18 protein-coding genes are annotated in these 20,902 nt (G+C 71.2%); 12 read left to right on the forward strand and 6 right to left on the reverse strand.

All coding sequences use genetic code 11. The annotated features are described in order from the left end of the window. Nucleotides 1-192 precede the first annotated feature (192 nt). Nucleotides 193-1,032, reverse strand: a complete 840-nt coding sequence (locus ACESMR_RS19915) for an endonuclease/exonuclease/phosphatase family protein (protein ID WP_373048874.1) — start codon at nt 1,030-1,032, stop codon at nt 193-195. A 218-nt stretch (nt 1,033-1,250) separates the two neighbouring features. Between ACESMR_RS19915 and ACESMR_RS19920 the strand changes: the two genes are divergently transcribed. The 5 genes from ACESMR_RS19920 (at nt 1,251) to ACESMR_RS19940 (ending at nt 7,779) form a co-directional block, all read left to right on the forward strand. Further along, nucleotides 1,251-2,918, forward strand: coding sequence for an RDD family protein (locus ACESMR_RS19920; protein ID WP_373048875.1), 1,668 nt, complete (start codon nt 1,251-1,253; stop codon nt 2,916-2,918). Nucleotides 2,919-2,952: 34 nt separating this feature from the next. Further along, nucleotides 2,953-4,734: a hypothetical protein gene (locus tag ACESMR_RS19925; protein ID WP_373048876.1), complete on the forward strand. Its 1,782-nt coding sequence runs from the start codon at nt 2,953-2,955 to the stop codon at nt 4,732-4,734. A gap of 102 nt (nt 4,735-4,836) precedes the next feature. Then, nucleotides 4,837-6,006: an IS5 family transposase gene (locus ACESMR_RS19930; protein ID WP_373049001.1), complete on the forward strand. Its 1,170-nt coding sequence runs from the start codon at nt 4,837-4,839 to the stop codon at nt 6,004-6,006. Continuing rightward, nucleotides 5,972-6,226: a zinc ribbon domain-containing protein gene (locus ACESMR_RS19935; protein WP_373049002.1), complete on the forward strand. Its 255-nt coding sequence runs from the start codon at nt 5,972-5,974 to the stop codon at nt 6,224-6,226. The genes ACESMR_RS19930 and ACESMR_RS19935 overlap by 35 nt, the downstream gene beginning before the upstream one ends. A gap of 86 nt (nt 6,227-6,312) precedes the next feature. After that, nucleotides 6,313-7,779 (forward strand): hypothetical protein, encoded by a 1,467-nt coding sequence (locus ACESMR_RS19940; RefSeq protein ID WP_373048877.1) that lies wholly within the window; start codon nt 6,313-6,315, stop codon nt 7,777-7,779. 429 nt (nt 7,780-8,208) lie between these two features. On the opposite strand, the gene dusB is transcribed toward ACESMR_RS19940, so the two are convergent. Further along, on the reverse strand, nt 8,209-9,237 hold the full coding sequence (gene dusB / locus ACESMR_RS19945; protein WP_373048878.1) for a tRNA dihydrouridine synthase DusB: 1,029 nt from the start codon (nt 9,235-9,237) through the stop codon (nt 8,209-8,211). Between the two features lie 114 nt (nt 9,238-9,351). Between dusB and ACESMR_RS19950 the strand changes: the two genes are divergently transcribed. The 3 genes from ACESMR_RS19950 to ACESMR_RS19960 all read left to right on the forward strand — a co-directional run bounded on the left by ACESMR_RS19950 (nt 9,352) and on the right by ACESMR_RS19960 (nt 13,149). Then, on the forward strand, nt 9,352-9,822 hold the full coding sequence (locus ACESMR_RS19950) for a hypothetical protein (RefSeq protein ID WP_373048879.1): 471 nt from the start codon (nt 9,352-9,354) through the stop codon (nt 9,820-9,822). A 9-nt stretch (nt 9,823-9,831) separates the two neighbouring features. After that, nucleotides 9,832-11,379 (forward strand): type IV pilus twitching motility protein PilT, encoded by a 1,548-nt coding sequence (locus tag ACESMR_RS19955; RefSeq protein WP_373048880.1) that lies wholly within the window; start codon nt 9,832-9,834, stop codon nt 11,377-11,379. Nucleotides 11,380-11,595: 216 nt separating this feature from the next. Continuing rightward, nucleotides 11,596-13,149 (forward strand): acyl-CoA carboxylase subunit beta, encoded by a 1,554-nt coding sequence (locus ACESMR_RS19960; RefSeq protein WP_373049003.1) that lies wholly within the window; start codon nt 11,596-11,598, stop codon nt 13,147-13,149. A gap of 71 nt (nt 13,150-13,220) precedes the next feature. Here ACESMR_RS19960 and ACESMR_RS19965 read toward each other — a convergent pair whose 3' ends face one another. Beyond that, nucleotides 13,221-13,502, reverse strand: a complete 282-nt coding sequence (locus ACESMR_RS19965) for a hypothetical protein (RefSeq protein ID WP_373048881.1) — start codon at nt 13,500-13,502, stop codon at nt 13,221-13,223. A gap of 108 nt (nt 13,503-13,610) precedes the next feature. Between ACESMR_RS19965 and ACESMR_RS19970 the strand changes: the two genes are divergently transcribed. Next, on the forward strand, nt 13,611-14,462 hold the full coding sequence (locus ACESMR_RS19970; RefSeq protein WP_373048882.1) for a formate/nitrite transporter family protein: 852 nt from the start codon (nt 13,611-13,613) through the stop codon (nt 14,460-14,462). Here ACESMR_RS19970 and ACESMR_RS19975 read toward each other — a convergent pair. Then, nucleotides 14,432-16,894, reverse strand: coding sequence for an FG-GAP-like repeat-containing protein (locus ACESMR_RS19975; protein ID WP_373048883.1), 2,463 nt, complete (start codon nt 16,892-16,894; stop codon nt 14,432-14,434). The genes ACESMR_RS19970 and ACESMR_RS19975 overlap by 31 nt on opposite strands. A gap of 178 nt (nt 16,895-17,072) precedes the next feature. Further along, a complete protein-coding gene (locus tag ACESMR_RS19980) occupies nt 17,073-17,624 on the reverse strand; it encodes a DoxX family protein (RefSeq protein ID WP_373048884.1) in 552 nt (183 codons plus the stop codon). Nucleotides 17,625-17,770: 146 nt separating this feature from the next. On the opposite strand from ACESMR_RS19980, the gene ACESMR_RS19985 reads away from it, so the two are divergent. Beyond that, complete coding sequence (locus ACESMR_RS19985; RefSeq protein WP_373048885.1) at nt 17,771-18,358, forward strand: TetR/AcrR family transcriptional regulator; 588 nt, start codon at nt 17,771-17,773, stop codon at nt 18,356-18,358. Between the two features lie 26 nt (nt 18,359-18,384). Here ACESMR_RS19985 and ACESMR_RS19990 read toward each other — a convergent pair whose 3' ends face one another. After that, complete coding sequence (locus tag ACESMR_RS19990) at nt 18,385-18,663, reverse strand: hypothetical protein (RefSeq protein WP_373048886.1); 279 nt, start codon at nt 18,661-18,663, stop codon at nt 18,385-18,387. Between the two features lie 205 nt (nt 18,664-18,868). On the opposite strand from ACESMR_RS19990, the gene accC reads away from it, so the two are divergent. Both accC and ACESMR_RS20000 read left to right on the forward strand, forming a co-directional pair. Then, on the forward strand, nt 18,869-20,395 hold the full coding sequence (gene accC, locus ACESMR_RS19995; protein WP_373048887.1) for an acetyl-CoA carboxylase biotin carboxylase subunit: 1,527 nt from the start codon (nt 18,869-18,871) through the stop codon (nt 20,393-20,395). Then, the gene (locus ACESMR_RS20000; RefSeq protein WP_373048888.1) at nt 20,392-20,898 is read left to right on the forward strand and encodes a biotin/lipoyl-containing protein; all 507 of its coding nucleotides are present in this window, start codon (nt 20,392-20,394) and stop codon (nt 20,896-20,898) included. The genes accC and ACESMR_RS20000 overlap by 4 nt, the downstream gene beginning before the upstream one ends. The last annotated feature ends 4 nt before the right edge of the window (nt 20,899-20,902 follow it).

A 20,902-nucleotide genomic window follows, 5' to 3' on the forward strand; every position in this document is an offset into this window, starting at 1 on the left:
AACACGGAAGTTAAGCCCCTCATCGCCGATGGTACTGCACGGGAAACCGTGTGGGAGAGTAGGACGCTGCCGGATTTTTTTTGCGAGCCCCCGAACCGCCCAGCGCGGTTCGGGGGTTTCGTCTTTTAAGCTCCGTGTCGACGCGAGCGCCGGCGGCGACGAAGGACCGCGACATCCATCGTGTGTCCGCTCTCAGTCGCTGGTCGCCAGCCACTCCACCGGCAGCGCGAGGTCGGCGATCACCGGGTAGTGGTCGGACGCATCTCCCTGGAGCACGAAGCTGCGCTGCACCTCGAATTCCGTGGAGGCGAGGACATAGTCGTACCGGAAGGTTCCGAGCAGGGGCAGCGGGTAGGTGCCGGCGTCACCCGTTCCGGCCTTCGCCCAGGCGTCCTGCAGGCGGCTGGTGAGGAGGCGGACCGCAGGCGACGTCGCCACGTCGTTCAGGTCACCGACGAGGATCTTCGGCCTCTCGTCTGCCGCCATCAGGCGGGCGACGAAGGCGGCCTGCTCGCGCCGGAGCTCGCTGCGCTGCGGCATGGGGCTGAGGTGGGCCTTGTAGAGGCTGACCTCCACCCCATCGACCAGCAGCACCGCCCGCGCGACGACACGGGGCTCCATCCCCCGGTCCACCGGCAGCGGGCGTTGATCGAGGGAGACGACCGGTACGCGTGAGAGCAGGGCCATGCCGTAGTCGCCACCGTGCATCTGGGTGGCCGGAATGTGCACCGCATAGGGCAGGCCGAGACGGCGGCCGAGCTCCCGGGCCTGATCGAGACCGCCGGCCCGCCGGGTGCCGTTGTCGACCTCCTGGAGCGCGACGACGTCGGGGGAGGCCTCCTGGATCGCCTCTGCCACCCGATCGATCCCTTCCGAGCAACTGCGGACGTTGAACGTCATCACACGGAGCGAGTTGGTCTGCGTCGTGCCGCGCCGGATCGCCGCCGTTCGCAGCTCGCTCTTGTAGGCAGAGCACGCACAGAGCTGGGACAGGATGACCGCGAGGAAGGTGCGGCAGAGCCAACGATGCAAAATCGACCTCGTCTGGATGAAACGAGCAAGGAGAACGCCATCTTAGCCGTAGGCCCCGGAGGCTCCACAAGCCCCCCCGGTTCCCACCGGTCGGTTTCTTGACCACATCGGCGCCCCGCCGGAGACTCGGGCGATAGCGCGAGGTGACGGTGATGCGGTGTCCGGGATGCGGTGTGGCGGGGACGGGAGCGGGACGGTGTCTCGCGTGCGGCGTCTCGATGCCCCTTCCCGACGAGCAGCTGGTGCAGCGTCGCCCGGTGGGCGAGGAGGTTCCGCTCGACCGCCGCGGCGGGCGACGGGACGGAGCCCGCGCCGCGGCCCCTGCTGCCCTCGCCGTCGACCTCTCCATCGATCGGCGCCTCGTTCCTCGGCTCACTGCGGCGGTGGCGCCGCCGGAGCGTGCAGCGAAGGTTGCCCGGATGCGCCTCGATCACGAAGGCGCCGAGGCCCTGGCGGGCAGGTTGCTGGTACCTCTCGCCCAGTCGGCAGCCCGGGCGCTGGAGCCCGCCTTCGTGGCTGCGAAGCGGGCGGTGAGCGAGCGGATGCAGCGGCAGCGCGACGATGCCGGCGAGCTCCTCGTCGAGGGCCGGATCCTCGAAGCGGACGGCGAGGGAATCGCCGCCTTCGTGGCATTCGGCAGGGCTTTGCTCGCCGCCCCCCTCGACGCCAGCCCGGTCCGGGCGTTGGAGCGGCTCGCCGCTGCCCACGGGCTGCGGTTGGCGCTTGCCGATCTCTACGACCTGGTGGTGGCCGAGACGGAATCGCATCCCAGCTCGCCGACCCTTCGTCGCCGCGGCGCCCAGCTCCGGGAGCTCGGCGCCGCGCAGGCCGAGCGGGTGGAGACGTGGGAGGCGGCGCGCTCCGCTGCAGTCGAGGCCGCGGCGGCAGGCCCGCGTGCCGTCGAAGCATGCGGCGTCGCGCCCTCCGCCCCGCTCGCCACTTCTGCTGCGCCCGCGGCAGAGATGCCGGCGCTGGCAGCACGCGTCGCCGAAGACCTCACCGCGCCCGCTGCCGAGGAGCTAGCCACGCCGGTTGGCGACGAGGCCAGCGCGCCTCTCGTGCCGGCGCTCGTCGCGAGGGCTACCGCGGCGCCCGCGGTGGATCGCCTCCCCGTCGGTCCGAGTGTCGTGCCGCTGCTTGCGCCTGTCCGCACGGCATCCCCATCTCCGCTGCCTGTTGGCGCAGCGATGGAAAGCGCCCCGCGCCCTGCCGGATCATCCGCTTCCTTCGGAGCAGAGGCGACGCCCGAGCCACTTCCGCCGTTCGTTCCGCCGCCGCTTGCTGCTGCGCCCGTCCCCGAGCCTGTCGCAACAGCTGCGGTCTCCAGCGGCGCGTCCGACGGCTTCTCCCTCGCCGCCGCCCCGTCGCCCGTGCAGGAGCAGGACGACGCCAGCATCTCCGCGCGCAGGATCGCCCTCGGTCGCAGCAGCCCCGATCCTGCCGACGTGCCGGTGCAGGCACGCCTCCTCGCCTGGATCGTCGATCTCGCGGTTGTCGGCGCCGTCCCCGCGGTCGCGGTGGTCGCCGGCACCAGCGCATTCTCGCGGCCCGGCCTCTCGGTGATCGACCACCTCCTCTACGCCGCAGCGCAGCACCCCTCGATCTTCGTCGCCGCAGCGCTGCTCGGCCTGCTCACCGCCTTCGTCTACCTCACGCTCGGCCTGGCCATCGGCGGCCGCACCCTCGGCGATCGGCTGGCGGGGCTCCGCTCCGTCGAGGTCGAGCACGGTACGCCGCCGGGGCTCCGGCTCGCTGCCGTGCGGAGCGCTGTCGCCATCGCCGGGACCCTCGCCTTCTTCGTGAGCCCGCTCTGGGCCCTGGTCGATCCGAACGGCGAGGCCCTCCACGACAAGGTGGTCGGAACTCGCACCATTCGCTGCGTTTGACGGGCCCGTTGCCGGCAGCGAAGATGCCGCCGCAATGCCCCTCTTCCTCGCAGGTCTATTGGTACGCGGCGGCGTTCTCGCTCCCCAGGTGGTCGAGGAGGCGCTCCAGCGGCAGGTCCTCGCCGGCGGCGCCCTCGACTCGAGCCTGCTCGAGCTCGGCGCTCTCGAGGAGCCGCAGCTCGCGGAATATCTCGCCCGGGCGAGCGGCCTTCCCCTGGCGACGCCGGAGCAGCTCGCTTCGCCCGACCAGCGGCTGCGCCGCCTCTTTCCGCTCCGGCTCGCCGAGCGCCATGGCCTCGTCCCCTTCGCGCAGGAGGAGAAGACGCTGCGGATGGCGTGCGCCTATCCCGCGGACGCGGCGCTCCTCGAGGAGATGGGCTTTCTCCTCTCGCAGCGGATCGAGGCCTGGGTCGCGCCGGAGTTCCGGGTACGCCTCGCCATCGAACGGCTCTACGGCCAGCCCGCCTCCGCGCGAATGCACGAACTCGCGCGCCGCTGCGGCGCCGAGGTGGCCCCGCGTCCCGCCGATCTCCCCGCCGCGCCGCCCGCCCCCCGCGATCCCGAGCGGAGCGTGGCGCCCGACTGGACGGTGAGCGAGGCCCTCGCGCGCCTCGAGTCCGCTTCCAACCGCGACGAAGCGATCGATGTCGCCCTCCGCTTCGGCAGGCGGCACTTCTCCTGGGTGGCGCTCTTCGGCCTCGTCGGCGGCAAGGCGATCGGCTGGGATGCGGTGGGCGAGGAACCCGGCAGCGAGCGCCGCGTCGAGCAGGTGGTCCAGCCCCTCGACGAGGAGACCGTCTTCTCCACGGTCGTCCATACCCAGGGGCGGTACCTCGGGCCGGTCGCGCCCACCGAAGCGAACCTGCGCCTCGTCGAGCGGATGGGGCGCCAGCCGCCGCAGACGGCGTTCGTCCACCCGGTGCAGGTGGGCGATCGAACGGTGGCGCTGATCTGGGCGGACAACGGCGCCGGTGAGGTGCCGCAGGTGGCCGCTGCGGAAACGATGGTCGTGATGCAGGCGCTCGGCCACGCGCTCGAACGGCTGATCCGCGGGAGGAAGGCAGCGGTGGCGGCGACGTCGGAGTCCGTGCCCGCGCCTGCGCCGGTTGCCGCGCCCGCGGAAATCCCGGCGCCCGTCGCGGTCGCCGACCCGACCGCGACGGTGGCTGCTCCCGCCGACGTCCCGACGCCCGTCGCGGTCGCCGAATCGACGGCGCCGGTAGCTGCGCCCGCCGCAGTGCCGGCCCCAGCAGCCGAAGCACCGGCGCAGGCGGAGACCCTGCTCGACACCGACGAGTCTCCAGCCGCCGGCGAACCGGCGCCTGCTGCGGACGACGCTACCCCTCCAGCGAAGGATGCGCCCGCTCCCGTTGCCCTGGCGGCCCGGGCTGCGGCGCAGCTCCCGCCCCCCGGCGGCGCTGCCACCGCCCTGCAGCAGGCCTGCGCCGGCGTCGAGGCCCTCCTCGCCGCTGGCAGCGACGCCGAACGTGCCGCTGCGCTCGCCCGCATCGCCGGCAGCGGCGCCATCGGCGCCGAGCTCCTGGTCGCGCTGCTCCCGGGCCCGCTCCGCATCGACGGCAGCGGCGCCGTCTCGGGTGGCGCCTTCCTCGACGCGCTGCTCGCGCTGGGGCCGTGGGCGATCCCCGCCCTCACCAGCGCCGCCCGCTCGCCGAGCTCCTCGCTCCGCTATTGGGCCGCGGTGCTCCTCGCCGGCTCCGCCGACACGGCTGCCCACGCCGCCCTCGCCAGGCTCGCCAGCGACCGGGACCCCCACGTCGCCGCCGTCGCCAGGCTCGCCGCGCAGCCTGCGGCCTGAGCCCCCCGGGGCTCGAACGCAAAGCCATCTAGGGCGTGTCGACAGTATCGGCGGCTCAATCGGGGCGCACGCTTAGCCTTGACGGATGTTCAGTGCGCCGCCATGCTCCAAGGTGTGACCGACCGAAACGCGTTCTCGAATGAGCAGTGGGAGCGCATGGCGCCGCTGGTAGCCTCCCTGCACCGTCGGGGCCCGCGAGGAAGAAGCGACCGACGCTTCGTCGAAGCCGTCGTCTGGTTGCTGCGTACAGGCTCTCCCTGGCGGGACCTGCCAGCCTCGTTCGGCAGGTGGGGTTCCGTGTACCAGCGCTTCCGCCGCTGGGCTGCGGCGGGCCGTTGGGAGGCGCTACGCCAGGCGCTTGGAGCGGATCGCGCGGTCGACGAGCTGCTGCTGATCGACAGCACAATCGTAAAGGCGCATCCGCATGCGGCGGGGGCGCGAAGCGGACAGAGCAGCGAGGCCCTCGGCCGATCGCGCGGCGGGTTCACGACCAAAGTGCACGCCGTGGTTTCGAGCGGAGGGCGTCTCGTGCGCTACGTGCTGACTGGAGGCGCGGCGCGCTTCGCCTTCAACCAGGCGCTCCGCCTCGCGAAGGATGCGCTCGAGGCGAAACGGCGCGGAGAAGACGTCTTCGTCCCCTGGACTGGCTTCGATCAGATCAACTCCATCAACAAGTGGAAGCGCTCGGCCGCACGGCAGGCGTTCCGCATCCGGAACAAGACGAGCGGCGGCAGTTCCGCCGTCGCGGTCGGTGACGCTGGCTCTCCGCGCAGCATCCGACTGCCGAGGCTGGGCTTGCTGGCGGTACGTGAGGACACAAGGAAGCTGCGCCGCATGATCGCCAGGGGCCGGGCGAAGATCCTCTTCGCCACCATTTCCCACGAGACCGGCGGCCGGTGGACGGTAAGTCTCAACCTCGAGGCGGCAGCGCTCCACCCTGCGAATCGACCCGAGGTGGTGGCTGCGCCTATCGAAGTTCCACCAGCGGATCGGGAAAGTGCGCCGCGCGTTCGTGCACCGCGTATCGAGCCGGCTGGCCAAGACCCACAGCCACCTGGTGGTCGAGACGCTGTCCACGGCGGGGCTGATGCAGACCCGCATGGCCGCTCCCTCGCCGACAGCTCGTGGGCGAAGTTTGCCGATGCGCTTACGTACAAATTGCAGTGGCGGGGGGGATCTCGACCGCTTCTACCCGAGCACGCGCCGCTGCAGCGCGTGCTCGGAGGTAGGCGAATCGATTCCACTGGCGGAGCAGACCTTTCGCTGCCGTAGTTGCGGTCACGAGGCCGACCGCGACACCAATGCGGCCGCGTGCCTCGCGCAGTACCCGGGGGTGCAGTGGCCTCCCGTCGCCGCCAAGCAGGCGGAGACGAAAAACGTTTGCCGAGAGGAGAGCGCTGGCGCGTGGGCTCGTCCCACGCGTGGAACTGTCCTCGTTGAAGCAGAAAGGGCTTCGGCCCGACGCCCGAGGAGGGCGGTGTTGGCAGCCTGATGATGTCAACACGCTTTGGCGCGCAGCCTGCCACGTCGACCGCTTGCTCGGCGCCAGCGCGCCGAGTGGGCACCGCAAAAGAGCCCATGCGGCTTCACTGCACCGCTGGCGCTTCGTATCGTCGGGCGATGCGCTTCCTGCTCGCCCTCCTCCTCACCGCCTGGCCCTTCCTCGCCGGCGCCGCGGCAGCCGTCCCCACCGACGCCAGCTGGGCGATCCTCGCCCCGAAGGCAGGGGAGGGCGCCGCGATGGGCCGGGCGCTGCAGCAGGCAGCCGATACCCGCGGCCTGCAGCAGGGCTTCGCCGCCGGGTTACGGGCGGGCCTCGGCTTCGACCCCTTCGACGCAGCGACCCTCGAGGCTGCAGGCGTCGCCCTCGATCAGCCCCTCGCCATCGCCTCCCGCAGCGGCGTGGAGCTGGCCTCCGTCACCCTCCGCCCGGGCGAACAGGGCACGGCGCACCTCGCCGCCTGGCTGAAGCCCCTGGGCGAGGTGCAAGCCGGCAAGGTCCACCGCGGCTGGAAGATCCAGCTCGCCACCAGGGGCGAGAAGGTGGTGGCGGGCCATGCAACCAGGGGCGCCACGGCCGTGACCGCCCGCCTCGCCGCGGCAGGCGGCGACGTGGCTGCCACCCTCCGCGCCGCGATCGACGCCAGCGCCGGCAACCGCTCCCTCGAGGCGGCGCCGCTCTTCTCCGCGGTGCGGCGGGAGGCAGCTGCGCCCTGGCTCCTCTGGATCCGACGCGAGGCCGGGACCACCGCCGCAGCCGTCGGCCTCGAGGGTGATCGCCTGCGGATCCGCGGCCGCACCTCCGCCCGGAACGCCGGCGATTGGCTGGGAACGGGAGCTGCCTTTCCCGGCGCTGCAGGCGGCGAAGGATTGCTCCTCGCCCGCATCGCCCTCTCTCCCGCAGCCCGGAAGGCCGGCGGCCCCGCAGCTGGCGGCGTTCGTTTCCTGCTCGGACAGGCGTGCCCCGCCTGTGATCCCCGCGCCCTCTCCCGCCAGGCAAATACCCTCGCGCCGCTCCTCGCCGGCCCCGCTGCCCTGGCCCTCTCGCGCCTCGAGCTCCGGGCCCTCGAGCAGGGCTGGAGCCCCGCCGCGACGCCCTTCGCCTGGGTGGCGGCGGTCCGCGACCCTGCTGCAGCGGCGCTGTGGCTCGAGCAGACCGCGAAGCTCGTCGGCGCCGCCGGCAGCGTCGATCGGAGCGTCGACACGCCGATCGGCCCCCTCTCCTTCGGCCTGCGCGGCAAGCGCCTCTTCGTCGCCAGCGACGCCGGCGCACGGGATCGCCTTCTCGCCGCAACCGGCGGTGCTGCGAGCGGACAGGGGGCGCCGCTCTCCGCCACCATCGATCCCACCGCGCTGGGGCGGGCCCTTGCCGGCCTCTCCGTCACCGACGCGCTCCGGGGCGGGCTGCTCGGCTCGCTCTTCGCCGTCCGGCTCCAGCTCGGCCCCCTGCTCCAGGGCAGCGGGCCGCTGCAGGTGGAGGCGGCGCCGGTGGGGAAGGGCACCTATCGCTTCGACGCAAGCTGGGACCTGCAGCACGGCAGCTGAGACGCGTCCACCCCGCGTCGCAACGTGCCCCAACGGGGCGTGGACCACCTGGGCCGGAAGCGGGCACGTGCGCTTGCCGCGGAGCAGCGCCCACCCCACGTTACCTGCGACCCGGTGGAGCGCCGGGACCCTCTAAGCGCCTCGGGGCGCTGCATGGTCCGCGCTTCGTGGCGAAAAGGTGCGTGGCGGACGCCCCTTCTCGTGCAGCGGGTCCCCGGCCGCCAAAGGCCGGGTGGAGCAGCGCGTGGCGGGTGCCGACGCCGCTTCCGGGCGAGGCCAGCAACGGCCCCCGGAGGCGACTCGGGTGCGGGCAGGCAGCACCGCGACATGCGGCGCGCCGCCGCACCCGGTGTGCCACGCGGGACTGGGCGGTGTCCCCACTGCGCCGGCCCCGCCACGCGCCGTTCCGTTTTTCCGGCAGCCGGGTGATCAGCCGTAGGCGGCGCGGTAGTCGACGCCGTCCTCTTCCTCGGGCTCCGCCTGGTTGCGGCGGTCCGGCTCGGCGTTGGCGAAGAACGTGTCGAGGGCCACGCGGAGCTCCTCCGCCGGCTCGATCCGCATCGCCTCGGAGCGGAAGGCGGCGGCGCCCACCAGGCCCCGCGCATACCAGCCGAGGTGCTTGCGGAATTGGTGCACCGCCCGCCGCTCGTCGCCGCAGAAGGCGAGGTGGGCCTCGTAATGCTCCATCACCACCGCGTGCCGCTCGGCGACGGTGGCGGGCGGGCCGCCCTCGAGCTCCCGGAAGAGCCAGGGGTTGCCGAGGGCGCCGCGGCCGATCATCACCGCGTCGCAGCCCGTGGTCGCCAGCATCCGATGCGCGTCGGCAACGCTCTTCACGTCGCCGTTACCAATCACCGGGATCGAGAGCGCCTCCTTGAGCGCCTTGATCAGCGACCAGTCGGCCTTGCCGTTGTAGCCCTGCGCCCTGGTGCGGGGGTGAAGGGCGACCGCCTGGCAGCCCGCCGCCTGCAGCGCGAGCCCCACCTCGACGCAGTTGATGCTCTTCGCGTCGATGCCGGCGCGGATCTTCGCGGTCACGGGCAGGCCGGTCGCCTCGGCGATCTTCGAGACGACCTCTGCGGCGCGGGAGGGCTCGCTCATCAGCGCGCAGCCGGCCCCGCTCTTGGTCACCTTCGGGACCGGGCAGCCCATGTTCACGTCGATGATCTGGGCGCCGTGGTCGCGCGCCACCTTGGAGGCCTCGGCGAGCACGTCCGGCTTGCCGCCGAAGACCTGCACCGAGAAGGGGCGCTCCCAGACCGGATCGAAGCGCAGGTAGCGCATCGTGCGGTTGGAGGCGCGCATGAGCCCCTCGGCCGAGACGAGCTCGGTGGGGCAGAGGCCGGCGCCCAGCCGGAAGGCGAGGCTGCGGAAGGGCATCTCGCTGATCCCGGCCATCGGGGCGAGGATCCAGCGGTTGCGTAGCTCGTAGGGACCGATGCGCATCGTCTCGTTCAACCCCGCTGCGTGCGGGCTGCTTCCTACCCGTGGAGCGCCCCGGGCGCAATGGGCCGGCGTCCCTGCCCGGCCGGTTGCTTCGCCTCGCGCCGCGAGGTGGTAGAGTCCGCCGCCGTGAAAGAGCTACGAGTCCCCAAGCAGCGCGTCGAGGTCGAGGTCCTCCTCCCCGGCGGCGGTACCCGCAAGGTCGCCGTATTTCTCTCGGAGTTCGCCTCGGGGCATGCCGGCGGCGAACGCCTCTCCGATCTCCTCAACGGCAGCGCCGCCTTCTTCCCGGCGGTGGAGGAGGGGAGCGACGAGATCGCCATCCTCAACCGCACCGCGATCGCCGTGGCCCGCGTCGCCAGCTCGGTGGAGCGGGACATCGCCTCCGAGTTCACGCTGCCCACCGAATTCGAGGTCGAGATCACGCTGGTCGACGGCAGCAGCCTCACCGGCCTGATCAGCTTCGTGATGCCGCCGGAACGGTCGCGGCTCATCGACTTCCTGAACGACGGTCCGCCCTTCTTCCGGGTCCTGCAGGAAGATTGCGTCTCCCTCGTCAACAAGCGCCACGTCGCCCTCGTGGCCCCCGTGCGGAAATAGAAACAAGCCATGGCTCGCATCGACCCCGTCATCGATCGGATCTTCCAGGAGAGCGCCGCGGCCCTCGTCTTCGAGACCGGCACCGCCGCGTTCCTCCTCACCGCGAGCGGCAACCGCCCGGTCTACAAGCAGCAGCTCTCCACGGCGCAGATCCTCGGCGCCTTCGCGGAGATCACCCCCGCCGAGCTGCAGGGCCGGCTCGGCAACGAGCCGCGGATGCAATTCCCCTACGTGGCGCCCGGCGGCGCGGTGGAGATCACCGTCGAGGCCCGCGACGGAAACATCCGCGTCCTCGTCAAGCCGCAGCCCACCGCCGGTACACCCAGCCGCGGCGGCGTGCCCTACCACGCGGTGGTCGCCGCCAAGCCCGAGCACGTCGCGCCGAAGCCCCAGCCGCCGAAGGCCCCGGAGCCCGTGGTGCAGGTGACGGCGCCGGCCGGCGCGGTGCCGGTGATGCTCTCCGGCGATCCCCGCAAGGCGATGGAGCAGCTGCTCTCGCTGATGCTCGAGAAGAAGGCCTCCGATCTCCACCTCACCAGCGGCTGCGTGCCGATGCTCCGCGTCGACGGCGACATCGTCCCCGTCAACCTCTACGGCACGCTGCCGAACGAGCGCCTCCAGGCGATCCTCTGGTCGATCGCCCCGCAGCGGAACCAGGAGGAGTGGGAGGAGAAGAAGGACACCGACTTCGCCTACGAGACCGAGGAGTCGCGCTTCCGCGTCAACGTCTTCTGCGACCGCAGCGGCGTCGGCGCCGTGCTCCGCACGATTCCGACCAAGATCATGAGCGCCGAGGACATGGGCCTCTCGAAGGCGATCCTCGACCTCTGCTTCCTGCACAAGGGGCTGGTGCTGGTCACCGGCCCCACCGGCTCCGGCAAGTCGACCACGCTCGCGGCGATGGTCGACTACATCAACCGGAACCGCTCGGATCACATCATCACCATCGAAGATCCGATCGAGTTCGTTCACCCCAACAAGAACTGCCTCGTGAACCAGCGCGAGGTCTCGGTGCACACTGCCTCGTTCAAGAACGCGCTCCGCGCAGCGCTGCGCGAGGATCCCGACATCATCCTGGTGGGCGAGCTCCGCGACCTGGAGACGATCGCGATCGCCATCGAGACCGCCGAGACCGGCCACCTCGTCTTCGGCACCCTCCACACCAACACCGCGCCAGCGACGATCGACCGGATCATCGACCAGTTCCCGCCGGACCGGCAGGAGCAGATCCGGATGATGCTCTCCGAGTCGCTCAAGGGCGTGATCGCCCAGACCCTCTGCAAGAAGAAGGGCGGCGGCCGGGCCGCGGCGCAGGAGGTGCTGATCTGCAACAGCGCCGTCTCGAACCTGATCCGCGAGGGCAAGACCTTCCAGGTGCCGTCGATCATGCAGACCGGCAGGAACCAGGGCATGGTCACCTTGAACGACGCGCTCCTCGAGCTGGTGAAGAAGGAGATCGTCGCCCCCGAGGAGGCCCTGAAGAAGGCCGTCGCCAAGGGCGAGTTCAAGGGGATGCTCGAGCGCCTGGGGCACAAGCTCGAGGCGCCGGAGAATTGAGGGGCCCGGCCCGCGCGGGGCCGGATTCTCTCCCCCGCGCCGTGGGCCCTCAGCTTCGTTGACCCCCCGACGGCCGGTTGCTAGGATGCCGCCCCTTTTGGCGAGCAATCCCGTATTTCCGCGGGGTTGCAGCGCGCCTCGCCTGCAGCTGGTCCCGCGCCAGCGGGGCCGGATTCAGGAGAAGCCCGCATGTCCGTCGATCTCGCCGACAAGCCGATGTCCCCCGAAGAAGAGAAGCGCGCGAAGCTCGCAGCCCTGCACCGCGAGGCGGAGCTGGGCGGCGGCGAGGAGCGCATCGCCAAGCAGCACGAGGCGGGCAAGCTCACCGCCCGCGAGCGCATCGACCTGCTCCTCGATCCCGGCACCTTCGTCGAGGTCGACAAATTCGTCACCCACCGGTGCAGCGACTTCGGGATGGAGCAGAAGAAGATCCTCGGTGACGGCGTGGTCACCGGCTATGGCCTCGTCGAGGGCCGGCAGATCTTCGTCTTCGCCCAGGACTTCACCGTCTTCGGCGGCTCGCTCTCCGGCGCCTACGCCCAGAAGATCTGCAAGATCATGGACCTCGCCATGCAGGTGGGCGCCCCCGTGGTCGGCCTCAACGACTCCGGCGGCGCGCGCATCCAGGAAGGCGTGGAGAGCCTCGCGGGCTACGCGGACATCTTCCTCCGCAACACCCTGGCCTCCGGCGTGATCCCGCAGATCAGCCTGATCCTCGGGCCCTGCGCCGGCGGCGCGGTCTACAGCCCGGCGATCACCGACTTCATCGCCATGGTGAAGGACACGTCGTACATGTTCATCACCGGCCCCGACGTCATCAAGACGGTGACGCACGAGGAGGTGAGCAAGGAGAACCTCGGCGGCGCCAGCGCCCACAACGCGAAGAGCGGCGTGGCGCATTTCGCGGCGGAGGACGAAGCCCACGCGATCCGGATGACGCGCGAGCTCCTCTCCTTCCTGCCGCTCAACAACGCCGACGATCCGCCGGTGGAGCCGTGCAACGACGACCCCTTCCGCGAGGACGAGAAGCTCCGCACCATCGTCCCCGAGAATCCGAACAAGCCCTACGACATCAAGGAGATCGTGAAGACGGTCGTCGACGACAACCACTTCTTCGAGGTGCAGGAGCACTACGCGAAGAACATGGTCATCGGCTTCGCCCGCCTGAACGGCCGCCCGGTGGGCATCGTCGCCAACCAGCCCCTCGTCCTCGCCGGCGTGCTCGACATCGACGCCTCGGTGAAGGCGGCGCGCTTCGTGCGCTTCTGCGATTGCTTCAACATCCCGCTCGTCACCTTCGTCGACGTGCCCGGCTTCCTGCCTGGCACCTCGCAGGAGTGGGGCGGGATCATCCGCCACGGGGCGAAGCTCCTCTACGCCTTCGCCGAGGCCACGGTCCCGAAGATCACCGTGATCACCCGCAAGGCCTACGGCGGTGCGTACGACGTGATGGCGTCGAAGCACATCCGCGCCGACATCAACTACGCCTTCCCCACCGCCGAGATCGCGGTGATGGGTCCCGACGGCGCGGTGAACATCATCTTCCGCGACGAGCTGAAGAAGGCCGCCGATCCGGTGAAGCGCAAGGACGAGCTGGTCCGCGACTACCGCGAGAAGTTCGCCAACCCCTACAAGGCGGCGGAGCTCGGCTACATCGACGAGGTGATCCTGCCCGAGCAGACCCGCGGCCGCCTCGTGCGCGCCCTGGAGATGCTCAAGAACAAGCGCCAGGAGAACCCGCCGAAGAAGCACGGGAACATCCCGCTCTGATCGAGAGCGCGAGCGCGATCGTGATCACCAGGCAGGGGCCGCCCGTTCATCGGGTGGCCCCGCTTGCGTTTTCAGGGCACGTGCTCGGGGATCGCCTCCTCGACGAAGGGGCGGACCTCCACCTCCGGACCGATCGCCCAGAAGTCGGAGCCGGAGACCTCGTCGAAGACGAAGGCGAGGTTCTCGGCGGTGAAGAGGCCCGCAAACTCCTCCCAGCTCAGCCGGGACTCCACCGTGTACTCGCGATCCGGCATCGCCAGCTGCAGGTAGCCGTCGTCGCTCAGGGCCGGCCGGGCCCCCCGCTGCTCCGCCCAGCGCCGCACCACGCTCGGGTCGTGGGTCAGGTAGCGCATCCCATCCTCCTCCGGCATCGGGGCGCATGCCCCGGCTCGGGAAAGGTTTGCATGGCTGCCTGAGAAGGAAATGCCCAGTCTTAGGGCTGGGGTGGGCCCGGGAGGCACATGGACAAGCCCAAGCAGAGCGTCAACCCTGCTGCCAGCAAGCTGGTCGAGCCCGAGGCTGCCGGACCGCTCGGGGCGGAGACCCCCGAGATCGTGGCCAAGGGCACGACGGTGGGGACCGCGCGGCTGAGCCGGCCCTTCTTGCCCGAGGCCCTGGCGGCCTTCGTCGGGGCGATGAGCATCTCCTTCGGCGCGGTGGCGATGGCGGTCGCCGGTGGCATCGGCGAGGAACTCGGCGGCGAGGCCCTGCGCCGGCTCCTCGGGGCGCTCGCCTTTCCCGTGGGATTCGTGATCCTGCTCATCGGCAAGAGCGAGCTTTTCACCGAGAACTTCCTGCTCCCGGTGCTCGGCGTCCTCCAGCGCCGGGCGCCGCTGCGCTCGCTCTTCCGGCTCTGGACGGTCTCGCTCACCTTCAACCTGCTCGGGGCCGCGGTCTTCGCCCTGCTGATCGGGCTGCCCGGCGTCCTCGAGCCCGCGGCCGCCGCCGACATCATCGCGGTGGCGGAGCACAAGCTGTCGATGGGGTGGGGCGAGGCCTTCGTCCGCGCCATCTTCGCCGGCTGGCTGATGACGATCCTCACCTGGCTGCTGCTCGCCTGCAACACGGTGGGCGAGCGGCTGGCGATCATCTGGACCATCGCTTCGCTGATCGTATTGGGGCGCTTCAACCACGCCGTGATCAGCTCCTGGGGGGCTGGCGATGGGCTTCGCCAGGCGGCGGCTCCAGCGGCGCAGGGCGGCGGCGGCGCGCCGCGCCACCAGGGAGCAGCACGCCTGATCGCGCGCGGCCCTGCGCCAGGGCAGGGCCGCGCGCAGCTGCCCTACTGCCGTGCTGCCGCCTCGATCACGTAGAGACCGAGGCCGGCGCCGACCACGGCGGCCTTGCCCTGCGCCGTGGTGGCGACCTCGATTCCGCGACCCTCGCCCGTCATCGGCGCGCTGCCGTGGATCGTCCCGTCGAGCCCGAGCGCGAAGACCGCGGCGGTGCTGTGGACGTAGGTGGTCTGCGCCACCGCGAGGAAGCCCGGCCCCGCTTCGGTCTCGGGCACCCAGGCGAGCGGGCCCGCGTGGTGGGCGTCGCCGCTGAAGAGGCCGGTGGGCTCGAGGCGGGTCACCCACAGAATCGAGCCGCTGGTGGGGTCGACGAGGTAGACCGCGCCGTTGTTGCTGCTCACCGCGAGCTCGGCGATGCCGTCGGCGTTGGTGTCCGGCACGTCGGCGGCGTAGTGGCTCGTCCCGGCGAAGGGCGCGCCTTCGACATCCGAGGGGCTGGGCTCGAGCCGGGTGGCGTGGATCGCGGCGCCGCTCGCGACATCGCGCGTGGTGACGTGGCCCACCTCGCCGGGGAGGCTTCCGCCGTGGAAGAAGCCGTCGGGGCGGAGGTGGATCCAGAAGGTCGTGGGCACCTCCTCCAGCCAGCGGATGCCGCCGTCGGCACCCAGCAGCGCCACGACGTCCTGGCCGCCGAAGGCGATCTCCGGGAGGCCGTCCGCGTCGACGTCGGCAACGGAGAGCTGGGGCCGATCGCAGACGTTGGTTTCGCGGGACCAGCGCGTCGCGCCGCTCGCCTCGAGGGCGCGCACGCTGCAGGTGTAGACGGAGCGCTCCCCGACGATCACCTCCGCCGTGCCGTCGCCGTCGAGGTCCGCGATCCGCGGGTCGTGGGTGGCGCCGTCGACGCGGGTCGACCAAAGCAGGGTGGAGCCGTCCGCCGCCAGCGCGGCGACGATGCCCAACTCCACCTCGCCGACCCGCTCGCCGGTCGCGATCACCTCGGGGCTCCCGTCGCCGTCGAGATCGCCGACGGCGAGGCCGGTGGCCCAGCCGCCGTTGCCCACGTCGGGCCGCCAGCTCCAGCGCCGGGCGCCGTCGGCGCCGTAAGCGGTCACGTACCCGAAGTCGTCGACGCGCACGATCTCGTCGACACCATCGGCGTCCAGGTCACCGGTGGCCACCGCGACGACGAAGCCGCCGGTCGCCCAATCCCAGCGCGGTTCGCCGGTGGCCGGATCGAAGGCGCGCACGATCCCGTCGTTCTGCCCGAGCACCACGTCCGTGCGGCCCGCGCTCGCGACGAGCGCCAGCTCGCGGACGCTCCGCTCGGTCTCGACGCTCCAGCGCTCGTCGCCGGTCGCGATCTCGAGGCCGGTGATCCTGCCGCGCATCTGCCAGGGCAGCTCGTCGCCGGAGCCGACGAGGAGGACGTCCCCAGCCGGCTGCAGCGTGTAGATCTTGTCGGCGAGCGCCGCGGTCCAGGCCACCGAGCCGTCGGCCTCGAGGCGCACCGCGCTGTAACCCTTCATCCAATCGGCGCCGGCGACGAAGAGCTCCTCCCTGCCGTCCCCGTCGGTGTCGGCCACCACGGTGAAGTCGAAGTCGCCGTCGAAGACGTGGGTCCGCCAGAGCTCGCTGCCGTCCGCGGCCACCGCGTAGACGTCGCCGAGCTCGGTGACGAAGATCGCCTCGTCGGTGCCGTCGCCCTCGAGATCCGCCGCCACCACGTGGAAGACGCGGCCGACCTCCGGCGTGAAGCGGAAGAGCTCGGTGCCGTCGGCGGCGATGCCGTAGAGCTGATCCCAATCCATCGGCTCGGCGTCGCCGATGACGGAGGGCGGCTGGAGGCCGAGGAGGAGATCGAGGCGCTCGTCGCCGTCGAGATCCGCCTGCGCCACGAAATTGGCCTCACGCGGCAGGCTCACACGCCAGAGCTCGTCGCCGCTGGCGCCGGCGTAGGCCCGCGAACCGTAGGCGGGGAAGACGTCCGGCACTTCGTCCCCGTCCGCGTCCACGAGGGCGAAGGTGGTGGTGTAGAGGAACGAGTCGACCGCACGGCTCCAGATTGCCTCGCCGGTGGCGCCGTCGATCAGGTGGAGATCGTTCTCCGCGTCGCTGACCAGGAGCTCGGGCGTCTCGTCGCCGGAGGTCGAGGCGATCGCGCGGATCTCGGTGATCCAGCTGTCGTCGCCGGCGCTGGGCGACCGGAAGCTCCAGAGGAGCCTGCCGTCCTGCGGATCCCAGGCGGCGAGTCCACGGCCGCCGTAGAGCAGCTCCTCGTCACCGTCGCCGTCGAGGTCCGCAGCAGCCAGCGCACCGAAATTCTCGGCGAAGCCGGGGGCATGCCAGCTGCTGCGGAGCTCGCTCGTTTCCCAGGTGGGCGGCACCTTCGGCTCCGGCTGCGTCCTCGCTGCGGGCTCGTCGTCGTCCGTGCCGCAGGCGCTGCCTGCGAGCGAGAGGGAGAGCAGACCGGCCAGCAGAAGCCGCGGCCGGCGGGGGCGCATCGACATCGTCACTCCTTCGTTGGGGAACGCCCCGGGAAGAGCAACGGCTGTGCCAGCCGATTTCACCGCCACGTAGCTCCACGTAGCTCCCGTCGGGGAGAGAAGCGTGGAAGTGGGGAACGGAAAATCGAGGTCGGAACGGATTTTCGACGGCGCGCCCCCGCATCCGGTCCACCGGCAGGCGTCAACGTTCGCTTCGCCGCCGCGTGAGCACGCGGTCGAGGGAGAAGCGGCCCGCGCCGACGCAGGCGAGGATCACCCCGATGCCGAGGTAGAGCAGCGCCAGCTCGGACGAGCCGGAGCCAGGCGCGCCCCTGCCGTCGGCGCGGACCAGCCAGACCGGGAGCCCGCCCCACGGCGCGCCGCTGCCGGACGGATCGCCCGTGACGGTGAGCCGGATGAGCGGGTCGCCCACGGCCACGTGGCCGATCAGGATGCCGGTCGCCATGGTCACGACGACGCCTGCTGCGGCCACCGGCGTCAGCAGGCCGAGCATCCAGGCGAGCCCCCCGGCGAACTCGGCGACTGCGGCCAGGAGCTGGAGCAGGCCCGGTACCGCGCTCTCGCCCATCCAGCTCGTCGGCGCCACGATCTTGGGGGCGCCGTGCAGCATCATCGCGCCGCCGGCGACCACCCGCAGCAGGAGCAGGGCGATCGAGTGCGGGAGGCTGTCGTCGCCAGGGTGGAGGAGGAGGGCAGCGGGGGAGCCGGAGCGTCCGGCGATCGTTCGTTCCATCGGTCACCTCTGAGTTATGTAGCGGTCGCTAAGGAACTAAGAGGGTGGCCACGGGCCGTCAAGCGTCTTATGTAGTGGTCGTTATGGAATCACGGGAACCAAAGCCCGGGCGGCGTGGTGGCAGGCCGAGAGGCTTCGAGCGGGAGGTGGCGCTGGAGCGGGCGCTCGAGCTCTTCTGGACCCAGGGCTACGAGGCGACCTCGCTCGCGGATCTCACCCGCGCCATGGAGATCGCGCCGCCGAGCCTCTACGCGGCGTTCGGCAACAAGGAGCAGCTCTTTCTCGAGGCCGTCGCCCGCTACGTCGAGCGCTACGGTGGATTCACGGAGCGGGCGCTCGCCGAGGAGCCGACGGCGCGGGGCGCGATCGAGCGCATCCTGCACGAGGCCGCTGCCGAATACACCGTGCCCGGCCGCCCGCCGGGCTGCTTCGTATTTTCGGGCGCGACCAATTGTTCCGCCGCCGCCGCGGAGGTGGAGGAGGCGCTCCGGCGCATGCGCAGGGCGAGCGAGGCCGTGATCCGGCGCCGCCTCGAACGCGCCGCTGCGGAGGGCGAGCTGCCGCCGGGGGCGGACGCAGCGTCGTTGGCGGGATTCGTCGCCACGGTGATGGAGGGCATGTCCCAGCAGGCCCGGGACGGCGCCGGGCGCGCGCACCTGCAGGCGATCGCCGGGGCGGCGATGGCGGCGTGGCCGGCGCCGCGAACACGCCGCGCGCGCCCGCCGCGGCGCTGACCGACCGGGCCGTGCCCGGCTCGTCGTCACTCGATCGAGCACCATTGGATGCCGAGGCGCGCCGTGGGCAGGCAGGCGTCGTCCTCGAGATCCCTGCAGGAGACGTCCAGCGCGCACTGCGCCTGGTCCTCCCAGCCCTGATCCCAGCCTGCGTCCAGTGTCTCCTCGCAGAGGTCCTCGCAGCGGCCCCGGTCGCAGTCGCCGCCGCCGCACTGCGCCATCTTGTCGCAATACTCGTCGCAATCGAGGCCGCAGGCCGAAAGCCAGGCGGGGGCGCCCAGCGCAAGCAGGAGCCAACGGGCCATCTCGGTACCCTCCCGTCCCACGTGCACGCGGGGCGCTCGTAAGCCTTCCGATCCGCAGGCGATGCGACTAGGATGCGCCCCTTTCGTGGGCGCCCCCGTGCCCTCGCACCCTTCGCCAAGGTCCACCGAGCCAGGGAAGGGACGCGCGCCGAGGCGCGCAAGAGCGTTTCACCCTTCGAGGGAGAGTCCCTCAGCTGGAGGCAACGTGTTCCGCAAGATCCTCGTGGCCAACCGCGGCGAGATCGCCGTGCGTGTGATGCGGACCTGCCGGGAAATGGGCATCCGCACGGTCGCGGTCTACTCCGATGCAGATCGGGGCGCCCTCCACGTGCGCACCGCCGACGAGGCGGTCCGGCTCGGCCCTGCTCCCTCGCGGGAGAGCTACCTGCGGATCGACAAGATCCTCGAGGCGGCGAAGGCCACCGGCGCCGAGGCGATCCACCCGGGCTACGGCTTCCTCTCCGAGCGCGCCGAGTTCGTCCGCGAGTGCCAGAAGGCGGGCATCGTCTTCATCGGCCCGCCCGCAGAGGCGATGGACGCCATGGGCGAGAAGACCCAGGCCCGCCGCCGGATGATCGAGGCGGGCGTGCCCGTGGTGCCGGGCATGGCCGAGCCGGAGAACGACATCGGGAAGGCCCGCGCCTTCGCCGAGAACGTCGGCTTTCCGGTGATGATCAAGGCTGCAGCCGGTGGCGGCGGCAAGGGCATGCGCCGGGTCGACTCGCTCCAGGAGTTCGAGGCGGCCTTCGGCGGCGCCCAGCGCGAGGCCGCCAACGCCTTCGGCGACGACCGGGTCTACATCGAGAAATTCCTCGAGAAGCCGCGGCACGTCGAGATCCAGATCTTCGCCGATTCCCACGGAAACGCGGTCCATCTCTTCGAGCGCGAGTGCTCGGTGCAGCGCCGCCACCAGAAGGTGATCGAGGAGACCCCCTCGCCCATCGTCGACGAGCAGATGCGCCGGGAGATGGGCGAGGTCGCCGTCCGCGCCGCCAAGGCGGTGAACTACCTCGGCGCCGGCACCTGCGAGTTCCTCGTGGACGCCCACCGGAACTTCTACTTCCTCGAGATGAACACCCGCCTGCAGGTGGAGCATCCGGTCACCGAGCTGCGCACCGGCCTCGATCTGGTGAAGTGGCAGCTCGAGGTGGCGGCAGGCGGCAAGCTGCCCCTGGCCCAGGACGAGATCCCCTCGAGCGGCCACGCGATCGAGGCGCGGATCAACGCCGAGGATCCCAACAAGAACTTCATGCCGAGCCCCGGCAAGATCACCTACATGCGCCTGCCCGGCGGTCCCGGCACCCGGATCGACGGGGGCGTCTACCCCGGCTACACGGTGCCGATGACCTACGACTCGATGATCGCCAAGCTGATCGTCTGGGCGCCGACCCGCGACGAGGCGATCGATCGGCTCAAGCGGGCGCTCTCCGACTACGTGGTGAAGGGGATCACCACCAACATCGGCTATCTGCGCCAGATCATCGAGCACCCCGAGTTCCGGAGCGGTGATTACGACACCACCTTCCTCGCCCGCCGCGCGGAGGAGCTCAAGAGCGAGCCCTCCGAGCAGATGGCGAAGGTGGCGCTGATGGCCTCTGCCATCCACCAGTTCCAGCTCGATCAGGCTCGTTCCCGGAAGCTGCAGGATCGCGCGCAGGGCGCGCAGGCGTCCCACTCGCGCTGGGCCGAGATGGGCCGGATGCGCGCGCTCGGTCGCGGAGGTGTGCGGTGAAGTACCAGGCTACGCTGTCGAAGCAGGCCCACGAGATCGAGGTGAAGGAGAAGGGCGAGGGGATCTACGAGGTCCTCCTCGACGGCGAGAAGCACCTCGTCGACGCCCTCCAGCTCGACCACGGCGCGGTGAGCCTGATCGTCGATCATGCCTCCTATTCGGTGGAGTTCGAGGACAGCGCCGACGGCCTGGTCAACGTGCTCGTCCGCGACCAGGTCTTCCCCGTCGAGGTCCTCGACGAGCGGCGCCTGCGGATGCGCGCAGCGGGCGGGCGCTTCGCCGTGGAGGGCCCCCAGACCGTCGTCGCCCCGATGCCGGGCAAGGTGGTCAAGATCCTCTGCAAGGTCGGCGACGAGGTCAAGGAAGGCCAGGGCCTGGTGGTCGTCGAGGCGATGAAGATGGAGAACGAGCTCGCGAGCCCGAAGGACGGCGTGATCAAGGAGATCGTCGCGGTCGAGAACACCTCGGTGGAGTCGGGCGCCAAGCTGGTGGTGGTGGAGTAACGCC

This window comes from Vulgatibacter sp. (assembly GCF_041687135.1).
In the GTDB taxonomy this organism is placed as follows: domain Bacteria; phylum Myxococcota; class Myxococcia; order Myxococcales; family Vulgatibacteraceae; genus JAWLCN01.

What these genes read in the sequence shown, in the direction of transcription:
- ACESMR_RS19940 (WP_373048877.1), top strand. Translation starts at nt 6,313, where the DNA reads ATGCGGCTTCACTGCACCGCTGGCGCTTCGTATCGTCGGGCGATGCGC.
- ACESMR_RS19930 (WP_373049001.1), top strand. Translation starts at nt 4,837, where the DNA reads ATGCTCCAAGGTGTGACCGACCGAAACGCGTTCTCGAATGAGCAGTGG.
- ACESMR_RS19975 (WP_373048883.1), bottom strand. Translation starts at nt 16,894, where the DNA reads ATGTCGATGCGCCCCCGCCGGCCGCGGCTTCTGCTGGCCGGTCTGCTC.
- ACESMR_RS19965 (WP_373048881.1), bottom strand. Translation starts at nt 13,502, where the DNA reads ATGCGCTACCTGACCCACGACCCGAGCGTGGTGCGGCGCTGGGCGGAG.
- ACESMR_RS19960 (WP_373049003.1), top strand. Translation starts at nt 11,596, where the DNA reads ATGTCCCCCGAAGAAGAGAAGCGCGCGAAGCTCGCAGCCCTGCACCGC.
- ACESMR_RS19955 (WP_373048880.1), top strand. Translation starts at nt 9,832, where the DNA reads ATGGCTCGCATCGACCCCGTCATCGATCGGATCTTCCAGGAGAGCGCC.
- ACESMR_RS19970 (WP_373048882.1), top strand. Translation starts at nt 13,611, where the DNA reads ATGGACAAGCCCAAGCAGAGCGTCAACCCTGCTGCCAGCAAGCTGGTC.
- ACESMR_RS19980 (WP_373048884.1), bottom strand. Translation starts at nt 17,624, where the DNA reads ATGGAACGAACGATCGCCGGACGCTCCGGCTCCCCCGCTGCCCTCCTC.
- ACESMR_RS19990 (WP_373048886.1), bottom strand. Translation starts at nt 18,663, where the DNA reads ATGGCCCGTTGGCTCCTGCTTGCGCTGGGCGCCCCCGCCTGGCTTTCG.
- ACESMR_RS19920 (WP_373048875.1), top strand. Translation starts at nt 1,251, where the DNA reads ATGCCCCTTCCCGACGAGCAGCTGGTGCAGCGTCGCCCGGTGGGCGAG.
- ACESMR_RS19925 (WP_373048876.1), top strand. Translation starts at nt 2,953, where the DNA reads ATGCCCCTCTTCCTCGCAGGTCTATTGGTACGCGGCGGCGTTCTCGCT.